13 protein-coding genes are annotated in these 17,132 nt (G+C 62.9%); 3 read left to right on the top strand and 10 right to left on the bottom strand.

Annotated features, from left to right (window positions below; translation table 11 throughout):
• Window positions 1-76 precede the first annotated feature (76 nt).
• The 9 genes from B6S08_RS11460 to gorA all read right to left on the bottom strand — a co-directional run bounded on the left by B6S08_RS11460 (window position 77) and on the right by gorA (window position 9,693).
• The gene (locus B6S08_RS11460) at window positions 77-355 is read right to left on the bottom strand and encodes a DUF2218 domain-containing protein (RefSeq protein WP_094200950.1); all 279 of its coding nucleotides are present in this window, start codon (window positions 353-355) and stop codon (window positions 77-79) included.
• A complete protein-coding gene (locus tag B6S08_RS11455; protein ID WP_094200949.1) occupies window positions 348-1,142 on the bottom strand; it encodes an ABC transporter ATP-binding protein in 795 nt (264 codons plus the stop codon). The genes B6S08_RS11460 and B6S08_RS11455 overlap by 8 nt, the downstream gene beginning before the upstream one ends.
• Window positions 1,143-2,219 carry a FecCD family ABC transporter permease gene (locus B6S08_RS11450; RefSeq protein WP_094200948.1) on the bottom strand — a complete coding sequence of 359 codons (1,077 nt, stop codon included), beginning with the start codon at window positions 2,217-2,219 and terminating at the stop codon, window positions 1,143-1,145.
• Between the two features lies 1 nt (window position 2,220).
• Window positions 2,221-3,363: a TroA family protein gene (locus B6S08_RS11445; protein ID WP_094200947.1), complete on the bottom strand. Its 1,143-nt coding sequence runs from the start codon at window positions 3,361-3,363 to the stop codon at window positions 2,221-2,223.
• A 52-nt stretch (window positions 3,364-3,415) separates the two neighbouring features.
• On the bottom strand, window positions 3,416-5,368 hold the full coding sequence (locus B6S08_RS11440) for a TonB-dependent receptor domain-containing protein (RefSeq protein ID WP_245849854.1): 1,953 nt from the start codon (window positions 5,366-5,368) through the stop codon (window positions 3,416-3,418).
• Window positions 5,369-5,487: 119 nt separating this feature from the next.
• Window positions 5,488-6,837, bottom strand: a complete 1,350-nt coding sequence (locus B6S08_RS11435; RefSeq protein WP_094200946.1) for a sensor histidine kinase — start codon at window positions 6,835-6,837, stop codon at window positions 5,488-5,490.
• Window positions 6,834-7,526 (bottom strand): response regulator transcription factor, encoded by a 693-nt coding sequence (locus tag B6S08_RS11430; protein WP_094200945.1) that lies wholly within the window; start codon window positions 7,524-7,526, stop codon window positions 6,834-6,836. The genes B6S08_RS11435 and B6S08_RS11430 overlap by 4 nt, the downstream gene beginning before the upstream one ends.
• Window positions 7,527-7,758: 232 nt before the next feature.
• On the bottom strand, window positions 7,759-8,214 hold the full coding sequence (locus B6S08_RS11425) for an aminoacyl-tRNA deacylase (protein WP_094200944.1): 456 nt from the start codon (window positions 8,212-8,214) through the stop codon (window positions 7,759-7,761).
• 126 nt (window positions 8,215-8,340) lie between these two features.
• Complete coding sequence (gene gorA, locus B6S08_RS11420) at window positions 8,341-9,693, bottom strand: glutathione-disulfide reductase (RefSeq protein WP_094200943.1); 1,353 nt, start codon at window positions 9,691-9,693, stop codon at window positions 8,341-8,343.
• Between the two features lie 216 nt (window positions 9,694-9,909).
• On the opposite strand from gorA, the gene prlC reads away from it, so the two are divergent.
• From prlC to B6S08_RS11405, 3 genes are all read left to right on the top strand, one after another.
• Entirely contained in the window at window positions 9,910-11,952 is a 2,043-nt protein-coding gene (prlC, locus tag B6S08_RS11415) for an oligopeptidase A (protein WP_094200942.1), read from the top strand.
• 113 nt (window positions 11,953-12,065) lie between these two features.
• Window positions 12,066-14,465, top strand: a complete 2,400-nt coding sequence (locus tag B6S08_RS11410; RefSeq protein ID WP_094200941.1) for a putative bifunctional diguanylate cyclase/phosphodiesterase — start codon at window positions 12,066-12,068, stop codon at window positions 14,463-14,465.
• A complete protein-coding gene (locus B6S08_RS11405; protein WP_245849853.1) occupies window positions 14,434-15,192 on the top strand; it encodes a class I SAM-dependent methyltransferase in 759 nt (252 codons plus the stop codon). Before B6S08_RS11410 ends, B6S08_RS11405 begins: the two co-directional genes overlap by 32 nt.
• On the opposite strand, the gene B6S08_RS11400 is transcribed toward B6S08_RS11405, so the two are convergent.
• On the bottom strand, window positions 15,193-17,112 hold the full coding sequence (locus B6S08_RS11400) for a methyl-accepting chemotaxis protein (protein WP_094200940.1): 1,920 nt from the start codon (window positions 17,110-17,112) through the stop codon (window positions 15,193-15,195).
• Between the last annotated feature and the right edge of the window lie 20 nt (window positions 17,113-17,132).

Genomic DNA, 17,132 nt, shown 5'->3' with positions numbered 1-17,132 from the left:
AGATTAACCGCCAGTGTATCCCAATCGTGCAGGTCGCTCAATTTAACGGCGGGGCCGGGCGGCCCCGCCGGGACGATTACAGCCAGGTCAGCGTCAGCCCATCCCGCACCGCAAAACGATCGAAGTGGGACCTGACCGTCTCGGCCACGGCTGCCAGATCGGCCTCATTGTCCGCCGTGCAGCACACCGCCAGTTGGGTGTCGGTGGCGTTCAGCTCGCAGCGGCCCATGGCAAACTGCACATGACCCTGCTGCCCCTGCCACTCGGCCTCCACCTTTTGTGCGAAGTGAATGCAGAGTTTCTTGAGGTAACCCAGCCCGTTGGGGGTGTCGATAACTGCTGAACAATCAGCCATGGTGTTCTCCTTGATGAGTTGAATGAGGTAGCGCCTGGTCGCACAGCACGATGGGCAGGCCGCGGGAGCAGGTTTCCACTCGGCCTTCCACGCCGTAGGCGGCGCGCAGCACCGCCGGGGTCAGCACTTCCCGGGCCGGCCCCTCCGCCAGCAGCCGGCCGTCGCCCAGTACCCAGAGCTGGTCGCAAAAACGCAGCGCCAGGTTGATGTCGTGAATGGCCACCAGCGACAGCGTGCCCCGCTCGCGGCTGAACTGCTGCACGCATTGCAGCACGTTCAGCTGCCAGTGCAGATCCAGGGCGCTGGTGGGCTCGTCCAGCAGCAGCATCTCGGGTTGGCGAACCAGCACCTGGGCCAGGCCAATCATCTGGCGCTGGCCGCCGGAGAGTTGATCCAGCCGGCGCAGGGCCAGCTCGCGAATCCCCAGCCGGTCAAATACTCGCTCCATGTTCTGCTCCAGCTGCGCCTTGTCCAGACCACCGTGCACCGCCCGGCAGGCGCTGAACACGGTCTCGTAGGCGAGCAACGAGCTGGCTTGAGGCAGGCTCTGGGGCAGATAGCCCAGCGTGCGGGCACGGCGGCGGAAGTCCAGCGGCGCCCCGTTGAACAGCACTCGGCCATCGCTCGGCAGCAGTCCGGCAATGGTCTTCAGCAGGGTTGACTTGCCGGCGCCATTACGGCCGATCACCCCCACCAGGGTGCCCGGGGCGACCGGCCGTGGACTCAGGCCGTTCAGCACCGGGCGGCGGGCGTAGCCGACCCTGAGGTTCTCAATGTGCAGTGTCATTTATTGCTCCCGTCCGCGGCCAATGATAAGGGCGATAAACAACGGAATACCCACCAGGGCGGTCACCATGCCCACCGGCAGCAGAATGCCCGGCACCAGGGTCTTGCTGGCAATGGAGGCCAATGACAGCAGCAGGGCGCCGGCCAGGGCGCTGCCGGGCAGCAGCAGGCGATGATCTTCTCCCAGCAGCAGGCGGGCGATATGGGGGCCGACCAGGCCGATAAAGCCGATTTCGCCGACAAAGGCCATGGCGGTGGCGGTGAGCAGGCTGACCCGCAGCAGCACCAGCAACCGCAGCCGCTCCACGCGAATGCCCAGGCTGCGGGCCTGCTCCTCGCCGCTGCGCAGCGTGGTCATGGCCCAGGCCTGACGCAGGGAAAACGGCAGGCAAAAGGTCAGCACCAGGGCCACCACGGCCACCTGCTGCAGCTCGGCCCGGGCCAGGCTGCCCATGGTCCAGAACACGATTTGCTGCAGGGCATCAAAGTCGGCCACAAACTGCAGCAGCCCCACCAGGGCGTTAAAGCCAAACAGCAGCGCAATGCCAAACAGCACCACGGTATGCACGCCGGCACCAAAGCGGCGCGACAGCAGCAAAATCAGCAGGGCGGCGCCGGCGGCAAACACAAAGGCCATCAGCGGCAGGGTCAGGGCCGCGCCCAGTCCGGGCAGGCTGAGCTTGAACACGATGGCCACGGCGGCACCCAGGGTGGCGGCGGCGCCTACTCCCAGGGTGTAAGGGCTGGCCAGGGGGTTGTTCAGTGCGGTCTGCATCTCGGCGCCGGCCAGCCCCAGGCTGGCCCCCACCACCAGCGCCATCAGGGCGTAGGGCAGGCGCACCTCGTGAATAATGACCCGGGTGCCGGCGTCCAGGCTGTCGGGGTGCAGCAGGCCGTTCAGTACCGCCATGGGCCCCAGGGGCGCCGGACCGGTGGCGATGTCCCAGACAAACGACATCGCCAGTGCCACGGCCAGCCCCAGCAGCAGGGTCAGCCGGCGCCAGATAAAGCGGCGGTAGGCCTGGGCCAGTCCCGATGCGGCGGTTGCCTTGCCGGCGTCCAGTACGGTGTCGTTCATATCAGCCTCCGATCCAGTAGGTGCCGTTCAGGGGCACCGGCTGAAAACGCTGATACAACGTGGTCAGGGTGTGTTGCGGATCCAGCTCGGCAAAGGTATCCGGATAAAGCCAGCGGGCAAAGGCCTGCACCGCCACCACATTGAGGGGCGAATTGTAAAAGTGATGCCAGATGGCAAAGGCGCGGTGTTGCTGCACCGCCTGCAACTGGGCCAGCCCGGCATGGCTCAGGGCATGGCGCAGGCTGGCCTCGGCCTGCGCCGGCGCCACGCCGGCCCCCAGGGCGATAATGCCCGGGTGGCTTTCAAGGGTATCGGTCGATCCCACGGCGGTGGCAATGTAGATATCCGGCTGCTCCAGCAGCAGGTATTCCAGGTTGTAGATGCCGGATACTCCGGGCACCCGCTCGGTGGCGATGTTGTCGGCGTTCAGCAGGGTCAGAAAGCGGCCCAGCATGCCGTTGGTCATGGTTTCGCAGCAGGCGTCCTGCAGGCCCACCCGGCTGTGCAGAAATACGCTGGGCACATCCTCGGGGTTCAGGGTGTTCAGTCCGGCCTGCACGCGATCCAGTTCCTGCCGGTAAAAGTCGATAAAGGCGTTGGCTTCGGCGTCACGGTCGAGGGCTCGGCCCAGCAGCGTCATGCTTTGCAGGGTGTGGCTCAGGGGATCCTGGCGAAAGTCGATAAACAACACGGTCACACCGGCCCGTTCCAGCCGGCCGACCAGCGATTCGTCTCGGGCAGAAGGGCCGTGGCCTTCGATGCCGAACACCGCCAGGTTGGCACCCAGGCCCAGGGCTTGTTCAATGCTGAAACTGTCAGCGGTACTGCGCCCAAGGCGGGGCACGGTTTTCAGCTTGGGAAAGGCCTCGGCATACTGGCGATAACCGGCCGGATCCGCCAGTTCAAAGTCGGGCATGATACCCGCCAGTCTGTCGGTAAGCCGTTGCCCTTCGAGAATGGCCAGGGCCGGCAGAAAGCGGCCTTCCCCCAAAATGATGCCGGTCACTTGCTCGGGTAGCTCGACCTCGCGCCCGGCCATATCGGTCACGGTCTCGGCCGAGGCCGGTAGGGCGAACAGCAGAAACAATAAGGCGCCGACGGTGCGGCGCAGGAAAGTGTTATTTTGAATAAGAAGTGTAATCATTGCTCTTTCTCGTTCTTGTAAACGCAAAAGGGGGCCGAAGCCCCCTGAATCATCAGAACTTGTAGCTGGCACTGACGCGAATATCACGTCCGGCCTCATAAGGGCCGACGACCATCCAACCAAAAGAGGTGAAGTCAGCCACACTGGCGTGATCCCGGTATTGCTTGTCGAACAGGTTCTGCACGGTCAGGTTCAGGGTCAGGGTGTCCTGGCCCAGCGGCAGCCATTCGACATAGACGTCATGCACCGCATAGCCGGGTTTGCTAACGTTGCCCGCGCTGGTTTTCAGATCGTCAAGGCCCTCTACAAACTGGCCGCTCCACCCAATGGTGATGGCGTCGTTAACGGCGTAATCCAGGCTGGCCACCCAGGTATCGCCAATGGAGTTGCCCAGGCTATTGTGATCATAACCATTGAGGTCAAGGTCACCCAGATGGGCGTCGTTGTGATGGAAGCTCAGGCCGGCATGCAGCCTGTTCCATTGAGTACCTGCGCTCAGCAAATAGCCTTCGGATTCAAGCACGCCTGCGTTGGTATAGGTTTTGGCGACATCATCGATCACGTCCTTGATACGTGAGCGATATACCTTGCCGGTAAAGTAGAAGGGGCCGGGGTGGTAATCAAAGCCCACTTCGGTATTGCTGGCCTTCTCCGGTTTCAGGTTGGGATCGTTGTCTGCGCCCCAGCTGGGGTGCAGCCGAAAGCTCTCTCGCACCTGCACGCCACGGAATGCCTCGGCATAGCCGGCAAACAGATCCAGATCCTCAATCACCTCGTAGTTCAGGCCCACGTTGGGGCTGAAGCCGTCATCCTTGAATTCCTGCTGGGCATCATCGGTGACTTCATAGCGGTCATAGCGCAGGCCGGCGCTCAGGGTGAGGGCATTGGTAATCTTGAACTCGTCCTGCACATAGAGGCCCAGCACATCGCCTTTATCTTCGTTCTCCGTTTTGTTGTCATCAGGGCCGGAACTGGACGTATCCCGGCGATAGTCGACGCCGTAGGTCAGCTCGTTGCGGGCGAAGCGGCTGGTATTACGCAGATCCAGGCCGGTACTTTGGGTATCCCCGAAGAAGTGACCGGTGCCTTCCTCCACCTTCAGATCGGACTGGGTGTGGTAAAGGGTGGTTTCAATATCCACCAGTTCATCGGCGGGGTTCCACTCATGGTTCAGGGTAATGGTCTGTCTTTCCAGTTCCATGGGGCGGAAGTCGTTTCTGGGTGCGCGCTGAACCCATTGCGGGCGCATTGCCGGCGTGCCCTCCTCGGTGCGGCGCTCATAACTCAGGCGCAGGGTCTGGGTGTCGGTGAGGTGGCCCACGACCTTGGCAAAGCCCACCTGCTGACGGCTATTGGAGCCGGCAATGTCGTCGCCGTTACCGTTCTCCAGAACGTCGTGATCCTTGTGAATAAAGGACGCCATGGCGCTCCAGTCATCGGTCATTCGGCCATAGAGGGTGGTGGATGTCTTGTAGCCGTCGCCATTGCTGAAGTAGCCGGCCTTGACCAGGGCACCAAAGTCCTGACCCTCGCGCAGCAGATCGATGGGATCCTTGGTCTCAAAGCGCAATGCACCGCCCAGGGCGCCGGCGCCGGAGGTGGCCTTGCCGGCACCGGCTTCCACCTCCACCCGCTTGAGCAGCTCGGGCTCGATGGAGATACGGCCGTTATGGTGGAATGCCTGACCACCCTGCACCGCACCGTCGATGCTGACGTTTTGCTTGGTGTCTTCAATGCCACGGGTATACAGCTTCTGCGCAAAGCCGACCGAGCCACCCACGGTCACCTCGGGTTGCTGGCGAAACACGTCTTCCAGATCATTGGCCTGACGACGCTCCAGTTCCTTTGCCTCCACCACGCTGACGTTGTGATCAAGGCGGGAGTCGGTTACGACCACGGAGTCGAGCTGGGTTATTTCTTCAGCGGCCAGGGGAGCGGAAATAATGCTCGCAATGGCAAGAGCCAGCAGGCTGGGCCGGCCGGGTATGGGGTGGCTGCTACGCACTGTGTCTACCTCATTAAACAAGAATTATTATCATATAAACTAGCAGGCGTATTCTTGTTCGATAAGTCGGCAAAGTGAACCGATTTTACAACCGTTACATTTTGTTGAAGGTGGTCGCCTTATTCGGGTCCCTGCTGCGGCAGCAGAATGCACATTCGCAGGCCGCCCTCAAGGCGGTTGCTCGCGGTGATTCGGCCGCCGGCCGCCTCCAGCTGCCGCCGGGCCAGCGCCAGCCCCAGGCCAAAGCTGCTGGTTTCGCTGCGGCGGGCGGCGTCCAGGCGAAAGAAAGGCTGAAAAATACGATCGAGGTGCTCGTCAGGTACGCCCGGCCCCTGGTCGTCAATGGTCAGGCAATAGCCCGAGTCCAGGTTGGTCAGGGTGATGGCCACCTCGCGACCCGGCGGGGTGTGGTCAAGGGCGTTGCGCAGCACGTTTTCAATGGCCTGGCCCAGGGCACGTTGGCTGCTGTTGGCCAGGGGAGCGTCATCGGGCAGGCTCGCTCGAATGCGATGGTGTGGAAACTCAAAACGGGCATCGTCCAGCAGGCTGTCGAGCAGGTCGGTCAGGTCAAAGTCGTCGCCGTTCAGCCTGGGTCGCTCGTTTTCAAGCCAGGCCAGGGTCAGGGTGTCTTCCGCCAACTGCCGCATCAGGGCGCCGTCGCGGCGAATCCGGGTCAGCACCGTGGTGACGTCGGCGGTCTGCTCGGCGCGGTCTACCGCCATTTCAATGCGGGTGAGGGGCGTGCGCAACTCGTGGGACAGATCGGCAATCAGGTGGCGTTGGGACTGGATCAGCCCCTCGGTACGTGCGGCCATATGATCAAAGGTCTCGGCCAGCCGCGCCAGCTCGTCATTGCGTTTGCCCAGCGAAGCCCGCACTCGCACCCTGTGCTCGCCTTCGCTGAAGCGGCGGGTGGCCTTTTCCAGCTGGCGCAGGGGCTGCATCAGATGGCGATAAAGCACCAGGCTCAGCAGCACCAGCAGCAGCAGCGGCAGCGCCAGTTGCAGCAGCACGCGAGTGTGGGGCTGATACCCTCCCGGGCGCATGCGTTGAGGCAGCTGGATCAGGAAATGGGTATGACCACTGGCAAAGGTGACTTCCATGATGGGGTTTTCGGTAAAGTAGAGATGGATCATCCAGTCCACGCTGCGGCCCAGGCGAAAACCGTCCTGAAAGCGCTGGTTGATCACGCTGTTGGCTACCGGCTCCAGGTGGGAATGGAGCACCGCCGCCCAGGTTTGCTCCCGGCGTTGCAGTTCCGCCAGCCAGCGCGCCAGGGCCGCTTCGTCGCCGGCATTGTACAGTCGCTCTGCCTCGGCGCCGTAGTCCAGCAAGGTCTGGCGGTGCTTCCGATCGATGTGGCTCATGCTGGTCTCGGTGTGTTCCATCAGATAGTTGAGCAGCGAGAACAGCGCCACCGTGCCCACGGCGATGGTGGCGCACAGTTTCCACAATAGCCGGCGGTTCATTTAAACAGATATCCGGTGCCGTGCACCGTTTGCAGGCAGGCGCCACCCATGCCGGCCTCGTCCAGCTTGCGCCGTACTCGACTCAGGTGCATGTCCAGGCTGCGGTCATAGCGGCTGAATTCCCGCTCCAACACCTGCTGATACAGAAACGGTTTGCTCAGCACCTCCCCCCGGTTTTGCACCAGGGTCCAGAGCAGTTTGAACTGTATGGGAGTCAGATCCAGCGAGACCTGGCGAAATCCGGCCTGCTGCCGGCGACGATCCAGCCACAGCTCGTCGTGGGTCAGTTGCGTCAGATCGGCCGAAGGAGTCATGCGGCCGCGGGCGCGGCGCAGCAGGGCCTCAATGCGCAGCACCAGTTCGGTAAAGCTGAAGGGCTTGGCCAGGTAGTCGTCGGCACCCTGGCTGAAGCCCTGAATACGTTCTTCTTCCGCGCCGCAGGCGGTGAGCATGATCACCGGAGTGTGCAGGCTCTGGCGCAGCAGCTTGAGCAGGGAAAACCCGTCCCTCACCGGCAGCAGCACGTCGAGCAGGATCAGCTCAACGGACGGATCCAGGGCGGCCAGTAGTCCCTGCTCGCCATCAAAACACTGGCTGACCTGATAGCCATGACCCTGCAACAGCTCGGCCAGTTGATCGTTAAGGGCGCGGTCGTCTTCAATCACAAGAATGCGGGCGGCGTGTTCCATGACGTGTTCTCGTTGAATCCATTGGGTGAGAATGAGTTTCAATATGATATTTACTTGTTGTCAGGAAATAAACCGCCGCCTAAGGCCGGGCATAAAAAAGCCGGGGCAGGCCCCGGCCGAACAATGCAGTATGGTTGCCGCAGCCGGGTGGCACATTCTCGGCCGCCGTCGGGGTCGCCCAGCCGGTCATTCAGGCCAGGACAATAAGAGGCAGTGGCATTACTGGCCCCGACTAGTGGGTTATTTCCTGAGGCTGAACCAGTCTCAGGTAGTCTTTCATCGGCAGGCTAAACAGCTCACGGTAACTGCCGGCACTGAAGACGATCTCTTCCTGCCGGGCGAGCTCGGTGTCTAGATACACCGGCATGTCATACAGGTTACCGAAGGGAGGCAGGGCACCCACTTCACAGTCGGGAAACTGTTCCCGAAAGTGGTTTTCATGCAGCAAGGTTGCTTCCTGCACCGACAGGGAACGGGCCAGGCTGTCGGGATGGATTATCTTGGGGGCGGGCACCACCACCATTGCCATTCGGCCATCCAGCGTCATGATCACGACCTTGGCCATCATCCTGCCCGGTATATGGGCGGTTTCCGCCACTTCCTGAGCGGTAAACGCCGGCGAGTGACTAATGACCCGGTATTTGACTTCCTGCTGGTCAAGGTATTGCTGCAATCGTTGAGCCGGCATGGTTTGGTCCTCCTCGACAGCTACCGAACGTCGTTTGAAGTATAGGCCATGAGCGGAAGGCGCACGGCGGCCAGAAACGAAAAAGGCCGAGTGTTAATCCGGCCTTTTGTTATTTATATCAGTTGCTTATCTCATTGTGACGAATTCTTCCGCCCCGGTGGGGTGTATGGCCACGCAGGCGTCGAAGTCGGCCTTGGTGGCGCCCATCTTCACCGCCACCGCAAAGCCTTGCAGGATCTCGTCCATGCCAAAGCCGATGCCGTGAATACCCACCACCTTTTCGTTGTCGCCGGCACACACCAGCTTCATTTTGCAGGGCTGGCGGTGTTGAGTCACGGCGGTGTACATGGCGGTAAAGGAAGAGGTGTAGACCTTGACCTGATCGTCGCCGAAGCGCTCGCGGGCTTCCGGCTCGGTCAGGCCCATGGTGCCGATGGGCGGATGGCTGAACACCACGGTGGGCACCAGATCGTAGTCCATCTTCGCCTCGGGCTTGTTGTTGAACAGCCGCTCGGACAACTGGCGGCCGGCCTTGACCGCGACCGGGGTCAGCTCCACGTATCCGATATTGTCGCCCACGGCATACACGCCCTTGGCCGAGGTGTTCTGATATTCATCGACCTTGATGTGGCCCTTGGCATCCAGCTCGACACCGGCGCTGTCCAGGTTGAGCTTGTCGGTCAGCGGGCGGCGGCCGATGGCCCAGATCAGGCAGTCCACGGTGAGTGATTCGCCGTTTTCCAGGGTCAGGGTCAGGCTGCCGTCGGCGTGCTTTTCCACGCTCTGGGGCACGGAATGGGTGTGCAGGGTGGGGCCATCGGCGGCCATCACTTCCACCAGGGTATCGGTCAGCAGCGGATCGAAGTTGCGCAGCGGCGCGTGCTTGCGCACCAGCAGGTGGGTTTCGCTGCCAAGTGAATGCAGTACCCCGGCCAGCTCCACGGCAATGTAGCCGGCGCCCACCACGGCCACCCGCTTCGGTTGCGCGGTCAGCTCAAAGAAGCCATTGGAGTCGATACCGTGCTCGGCGCCGGGAATGTTCGGAATAATGGGCTCGCCGCCGGTGGCGATCAGAATATGGTCGGCGGTATATTGTTCTCCATTCACTTCCACGGTATGCGCGTCCTGGAAGCGGGCAAAGCCTTTGATTACCGTGACCTTGTTATTGCCCAGCACTCGGTCGTAAGACTGGTGAATACGGCCAATGTAGGCCTGGCGGCTCTCCACCAGGGTGCTCCAGTCATGACCTTTTAGCTCCACATCGAAACCGTAGTCGGCGGCATAAAGCTTGATGGCTTCGGCCACCTGGGCGCCGTGCCACATTACCTTCTTGGGCACACAGCCCACGTTGACGCAGGTGCCACCCAGATCTTTGGCCTCGATCAGGGCCACTTTCTTTCCGTACATGGCCGCCCGGTTGGCGGAGGCGATGCCGCCGCTGCCGCCGCCGATGGCGATATAGTCGAAATGCTGTGCCATAAGTTTGCTCCGTGGATGAAGGTTCATTCAAAGCCGTCGGCCGATTGTACCTCAAGTCGTGCCGGCTGGGGTGCTCAACAAATCGCCAGTTCGCCGGCCGTGAGCCGAGTGAGGGCACTAAAGGCTTGAACATTCTTGCCATTATCACCATGTTAGGGAGTATTCCCTCGGCTGCCGAATGCAGCGCGACGGCCAAACAACAAGAGGTAAAGGACCATGACGAATCCGCTTCTCATCATGGACGGCCTGCCGCCGTTCAGCCAAATCAAGCCGGAGCACGTAAGACCGGCCGTGGAGCATGCCATTGCGGATTGCAAAAAGCGGGTGGAAACCGTGCTGGCCCGTCACGAGCAGTTCACCTGGGACAACCTGGTGGCGCCGCTGGAAGAAGTGAACGATCACCTCAGCCGCATCTGGTCGCCGGTCAGTCATCTCAACAGCGTGCTCAACAGCGAGGAGCTGCGCCAGGCCTATGAGTCCTGCCTGCCGCTGCTGTCGGAATACCACACCTGGATGGGTCAGCATCAGGGACTGTTCGAGGCCTATCAAAGCCTGGCCGACCGGGACAGTTTCAAGAAGCTGAGCCTGGCCCAGCAAAAGGAAGTGGCCAACACCCTGCGTGATTTTCGGCTGTCGGGCATCGCCCTTGAAACCGAGCAGAAGCGCCGCTTTGGTGAAATTCAGGCGCGGCTGTCGGAGCTGTCTTCCACCTTTGCCAACCGGGTGCTCGACGCCACCCAGGCCTGGCACAAGCACATCACCGACCAGGCCCGGCTGGCCGGCCTGCCGGAATCGGCCCTGGCCGCCGCCGAGGCCCAGGCCAAAGCCCGCGAGCTGGACGGCTGGGTGTTCACCCTCGACATTCCGTCCTACCTACCGGTGATGATGTATGCCGACGACGCCGAGCTGCGCGAGGAAATGTATTACGCCTTTACCACCCGGGCTTCCGATCAGGGTCCCAATGCCGGCGAGTTTGATAACACCAGAGTGATCGAGGAAACCCTGGCCCTGAAACAGGAGCTGGCCACCCTGCTGGGCTTTGACAATTACGCCCAGGTGTCGCTGGCCACCAAGATGGCGGAAAGCGAGCAGCAGGTGCTGGAATTTCTCGAGCAACTGGCCAGCCGCAGCCACCCACAGGGACAGACCGAGCTGGCCGAGCTCAAGGACTTCGCCGAGGCGCAGTTTGGCGTGAGCGAGCTCAATGCCTGGGATCTGAGCTACTACGGCGAAAAACTCAAGCAGCATAAATACACCATCTCCGACGAGGAGCTGCGGCCCTATTTTCCCGAGAACCGGGTCATTCACGGACTGTTCGAGACCGTCAAGCGGCTGTTCGGCATCAAGGTGGTGGAGCGTTTCGGTGTGGAAGTCTGGCATCCGGACGTGCGCTTCTTCGACATCTTTGATGAAACCGGCGAGCTGCGCGGCAGCTTTTACCTGGATCTCTATGCCCGCGCCAACAAGCGTGGCGGTGCCTGGATGGACGACTGCATTGGCCGTCGCTACCGGGAAGACGGCAGCCTGCAAAAGCCGGTGGCCTACCTCACCTGCAACTTCAACGGCCCGGTGGGCGACAAGCCCGCACTCTTTACCCACAACGAGGTGCTGACCCTGTTCCACGAATTTGGCCATGGCATTCACCATATGCTGACCAAGGTGGACGTGGCCGGGGTGGCCGGCATCAATGGCGTGGCCTGGGACGCGGTGGAGTTGCCCAGCCAGTTCCTGGAAAACTGGTGCTGGCAGCCCGAGGCGCTGGCGTTTATTTCCGGCCATTATGAAACCCATGAGCCACTGCCGGCGGATCTGCTGGAGCGCATGCTGGCGGCGCGCAACTACCATTCGGCGCTGATGATGCTGCGCCAGCTGGAGTTCGCCCTGTTCGACTTCCGTCTGCATATGGATGACAAATGCGCCGAGCCGGGCCGGGTACAGCAGGTGCTGGATGAGGTGCGCAGCCAGGTGGCGGTGCTGACGCCGCCGGCCTTCAACCGCTTTCAGCACGGTTTCTCCCATATTTTCGCCGGTGGCTATGCGGCGGGCTACTACAGTTACAAGTGGGCCGAGGTGCTGTCGAGCGATGCCTTCTCCCGGTTTGAGGAAGAAGGGGTGTTCTCGGCAAAAACCGGGCGCGACTTTCTGCATGCCATTCTGGAACAGGGGGGCTCAAAAGAGCCGATGGAGCTGTTCAGGCAGTTTCGAGGCCGGGAGCCAAACATCGACGCCCTGCTGCGTCACTCGGGCATTTCCGCTTGAGTCCACTCCAAAACAAGGTGGCCCAGGCCACCTTTTTTGATCCATGAGTCAGGGTAGAGGCCGGGCCCGGTTGCAGGCACAATGGGCGGGTATTGGTTAATGAGACACGCTTAATGGAAAACGGGGTTCTATCCTGGTTCAACCTCTGGTGCCTGAGTCAGCTGGTGGAGCAGCGCCTGGCGGATGGCGCCATGCTCTGCCGGCGCCGGGGCACTCGCTGGCAGCCGCTGCTGGCCGCCGGCATGCCGGTGCCGGACAGCCCCCTGTCGGGACTGGATGCTCGCCCCCAACGTCGCCTTACCCGCCGTCAATGTGCCGCCCTGGGCATGGCTTCCGGTCAGTTGTTGTCGCTGGCCGATCTTTACCCGGGTCACGCCTTGTTGCTGTTTCGGCGTCAGCGCCGGGTGCGCTTGTCGCGCAGTGCCTTGCTCGGTTTTTTTGCCACCGTTTTCACCCATCACGACAGGGCCCAGCAGGCGATTTCCCGGTTGGCACTGTTTGAACGGCTGCCGTTGCCGCTGGTACGGCTGACCCTGGATGGCGTGGTGGAATGGAGCAATGCGGCGGTGCGGCGCATTGCCGGCCTTGACGGCCAGATGGCGGGTCGCTCCCTGCGCGAGTTCAGCCTGGGCGGCGACTGGCCCGAGACCCTGCGCCTGTATCGGCGGCTGGCCGACGAGCCGGCCCTGGGCATGGCGGTGGTGGAGAAGCATTACCGCCATCCCGACGGTCGCCTGCTGCTGGGCGAAGTGCAGCTGACCCTGGTGCGCAACCAGCGTGGTGAGCCGATGTGCCTGATGGCGGCGCTGGCCAGCCTGCGCCCGCGGGCGCCCTTTCGTGAAGGGCTGAACGTGCGTTTTATTCCCGCCCCGGAGCAGCCCGAGGGGGTGATGATCTGCGACGGCAACAGCCGTATTCTGGATGTCAGCCCGGCCTTTGAGCGGGTCACCGGTTTTCGAGAAGAAGAGGTGCGGGGCAGCTACCCCTCGTTGCTGCGTTCCGGGCTGCACAGCCGGGAGTTCTACCGGCGCATGAACCAGGCCCTGAACGATCGCGGTTTTTGGCGCGGTGAGGTGTGGAACCGGCGCAAGAGCGGTCAGGTATATCCGGAGCGGTTGCGTATCGGCTCGTTGCGCGGCCCCGGCGGTGCACTGCGTTACGTGGCGGTGTTCAGCGACATGGGCCAGCCCGATGCCACCGAACAGGGAGCGCCGCCGGAGGTCAAGGACAGCCTCACCGGCCTGGCCAACCGTGCCAGCTTTCAGCAGCGGCTGGCCCGGCACTGCCGGCTGAGCGAGTCCTTTGCGTTGTTGATCCTCGACATCAACAACTTTCGCCTGTTCAACAATGCCATGAACCACAAGGTGGGGGATCAGGTGTTGCAGGAGGTGGCCTCGCGGCTGCGGGGTCGGCTGCGCAGCGGCGACTTTCTGGCCCGTATCGGCAGTGACGAGTTCGCCCTGCTGGTGCCGGGTATAGTGCACCACCGCCAGGCGCGCATTTTTGGCCGCCACCTGCTGAGCGCCCTGGCCCGACCGTTGCCCCTGGCGGAGCAGCAGCTTTATGTGGATGCCACGCTGGGGGGGGCGCTCTGGCCCGGGGTAGGGGAGGAAGACGCCGAAAGCCTGTTGCAACACGCCGAACAGGCGCTGTTTGGTGCCAAGCAGAAGAAGGAAGCCCTGGCGCTGTATGACGACCAGCTCAACCGGGCCCAGAGCCGGCGCATGCGGTTGCAGCACGATTTGATGGATGCCATTCACCAGGGCGGCCTGCGGCTGCATTACCAGCCCATAGTGGACACCCAGTCGGGGCGGGTTACCAAGCTGGAGGCGCTGGTGCGCTGGCAACACGAGGAGCTGGGCGCCATTTCGCCGGTGGAGTTTGTGCCGGTGGCCGAGGAAAGCGGCCTGGTGCAGGCCCTGGGAGACTGGGTGCTGAACCGGGCCTGCACCGATCTGCGGCGCCTGCACCAGGCCGGGTATCCGTTGCAGATGGCCATCAACCGCTCCAGCCTGGAGTTCCAGAGCCTGGGGCTGGCGGGGGAGGAATGGCTGGCGATCATCGAACGGCATCAGCTCTCGCCCCGCCACCTGATTTTCGAAATCACCGAGTCGCTGTTTATGCAGGGTAACGAACACCACCTGGAGCGTATCTCGGCCCTGCGGCGGGCCGGCTGTCGTATTGCCATCGACGACTTTGGCACCGGCTTTTCGGCGCTCAACTATTTGCGTGCCTTTCCCATCGATCTGGTGAAAATCGACAAAAGCTTTATCGATCACCTGCCCGGCAATCAAAAAGATGGCTTGCTGCTGGAAGGCATTTTGCGCATTATCGGCGACCTTGGCATGAAGGTGGTGATCGAAGGCATGGAAACACCGGCCCAGGCCACCTACCTGTCGACTCAGCCCTGCCATTTTCTGCAGGGCTATCTGATCGCCAAACCCATGCCCCTTCGTGAACTGCTGGTATTTCTGGAGTCCTATGCCGGACACACTGTATCCACTGCAGATTGAGCTGCAGGACCACTCCCTGGCCGCCGAGGCCGACGGCCTGCGCCATCGCCTGCACGGCGTGACCGCCCCCGCCCCCTTTGCCCTGGTGTTCACCGAGGGCCGGCTGGAGCTGCACAAGCGGGACGAGCCCAGGCTGGGGGCGGTGTATGTTGACTTTGTGGCCGGGGCGGCGGCGCACCGGCGCAAGTTTGGCGGCGGCCGGGGCCAGACCATCGCCAAGGCGGTGGGGCTCAAGCACGGCCATAACCCCAGCGTGGTGGACGGTACCGCCGGCCTCGGCCGGGACGCCTTTGTGCTGGCCTCGCTGGGCTGCACCGTGACCCTGTGCGAACGCCACCCTGTGGTGCACGCCTTGCTGGCCGACGGCCTGCGCCGGGCTGCCGCCGATGGTGAAATTGGCCCCTGGGTGAGTGAACGGCTGCGGCTGTTGCCCTTTGGCCACAGCCTGGGCGATATCGCCGGGCAGCCGGACGTGGTCTACCTCGACCCCATGTTTCCCCACAAGAAAAAGGCGGCGCTGGTGAAAAAGGAGATGCGGGTGTTTCATTCCCTGGTGGGGGCGGACGAAGACGCCGATGCCCTGCTGGCCCCGGCACTGGCGCTGGCCCGGGCCCGGGTCGTGGTGAAGCGGCCCGACTACGCCGGGTTTCTCAACGACACTCCCCCCTCGGCGCAGATCGCCAGCAAAAACAACCGCTTTGATCTTTATGTGAAGCAGGCGCTGTAATCAGCCCGCTTCCGGTCCCAGCAAGCGAGTAATGGTGCCGGCCTGGTGACGAATGTGGCCGGTGACCTGGCCGGCCCGATCAGACACTCGGGCCGAGCGCGTCTTGAGTTCGTCCATCAGTGTCATGAAGCGGCCCAGCTCGGCGGCCTGGCTGTCGGCGTGGCCGGCACCCTGCTCGGCCACCGAGGTGGTGGCCCGGGAGGTTTCGCTGACCTGCTCGGTCACTTCCAGCAGGGTCTGGGCCTGGCTGTGCTGATCTTCCGCCGCCTGCAGCATGCGATCCATGATGCCGCCCAGCTCGTCGTTTGACAGTCGCAGCCGATCCATGATGTTGGCGATTTCTTCCAGTGACCCTTGCGTATTGCCCGACAGCTTGCGCACCTCGTCGGCCACCACCGCAAAGCCCCGACCGTGCTCGCCGGCCCGGGCCGCTTCAATGGCGGCATTGAGGGCCAGCAGGTTGGTCTGTTCGGCAATCTGGCGGATCACGCCGATAATGGCGGCGGCATCGTCCACCGACCGGCCCAGGCTGGCCAGCGCCTCGCGGCCGGACAGCGCCGCCTGGCGGCTGTCACCGGCGCTGTGGGCCAGCTGCTCGACCTGCCTGCGGCTGACGTCCATGGCCTCAAGGTTGTCACGGGCGGTGTGGGCAATGTCGTCGCTGGCCTGGCGCATTCGCTCGGTCAGCCGGTTCAGGTCTTCCGCCATGGCCAGGCTGCCCTGCAGGGCGCCGTCGTTGCTCTGGGTGTGCTGCTGAATGTCCTGCACTTCCTCAATCATGCCTTCCAGTGCCGCCGACACCTGCTGCAATTGCTCGGCCCGCTCCTGCTGCTGACGTTGCAGTCGCGCCAGCAGGCCGTTGAAACTGGTGGCGATCTGGCCCAGCTCACTGTGGGGGTGGGTCACCGGCAAGGCGGCCAGCTGGCCGTCCTGCAGCAGCTGGCGAAAGGCGTTGCGCAACTGATCGAGCCGACCCACCACCAGCCGGCGCTGGAACAGGTAACCGAGCAGGGCAAACAACAGCAGGGCCGCACACAGGGCCAGCAACACCAGGGTGGAGTGATGATAGGCCTGTTGGCGTTCGGCCTCGCGGGCCGCCACCAGGGCGTCGAGCTGCTGCTCAATGCCGGCCAGGCTGGCGCTCAGGGTGGTGACGGCATGGGCACGTTGCGCCAGTCCCTGCTGGGTGTTGTCGAGCTCCTTGGGATAACGGCGCAGCAGGCTTTGCAGCTCCCGCCTGGGCGCGTCGCCCACTTCAACCGGCTTGGGTTTGCGCAGGGCGAATTCGTCCACTTCGGGAGTGTGATAGATGCCAAGCAGGGGCAGGGCCTGCAGTTGGCCGGCGAGCTTGTTCAGCTCCGACAGCTGAAAGTCGAGGCTTTGCCTGAGGTTGTCGTCCCCGCCGGCCATGTAGCCGCTGCGCAGGTGGATAAGGCGCGGCAGCGAGGCCAGCATTTCCGCCACCAGGGCCTGGTAACGGGCCGCCAGGCTGTGCTCGGTATCGGCGTAGCGGGCCAGGGCGCGCAGTTGGTCGGTCATTTCCTGCTCGGCGTGTTGCAGCAGCTGCTGGCTGTTGCCCGAGAGCTTGCCGGCCTCGCGAAAATCGTGGAGCAGCTGTTGCTGCAGGCGTTGCACCGCCTGCAGGGCCGGCTCGCCACCCGGTTCATCGGCCAGGGTGCCGGCCATGGCGTCCAGCCGCTGCTCGGCCAGGGTCAGTTTGCTGGCGTCGCCGTCGGCAAGGTAGGCGAACACGGTGCGATAGAGTTCGATATTGGCATTCCGGCGCAGCTGCTCCAGCTCGGCCCGGGCCTGTTCTCCCTGCCTGAGCTGGCGATCCCCGGCGAGAAAGGCAAACGCCAGCGCTATCGCCAGCAGCATCAGCCCCAGTGATGACAATAAGGAAAACCGAGATATTCGCATGAAGCCCAACCCTGGCCAAT

It is taken from the genome of Oceanimonas doudoroffii (assembly GCF_002242685.1).
GTDB classification, from domain to species: domain Bacteria; phylum Pseudomonadota; class Gammaproteobacteria; order Enterobacterales; family Aeromonadaceae; genus Oceanimonas; species Oceanimonas doudoroffii.
Note: the sequence above shows the minus strand (reverse complement) of the source record. Positions and strands in the feature narration are given on the sequence as shown.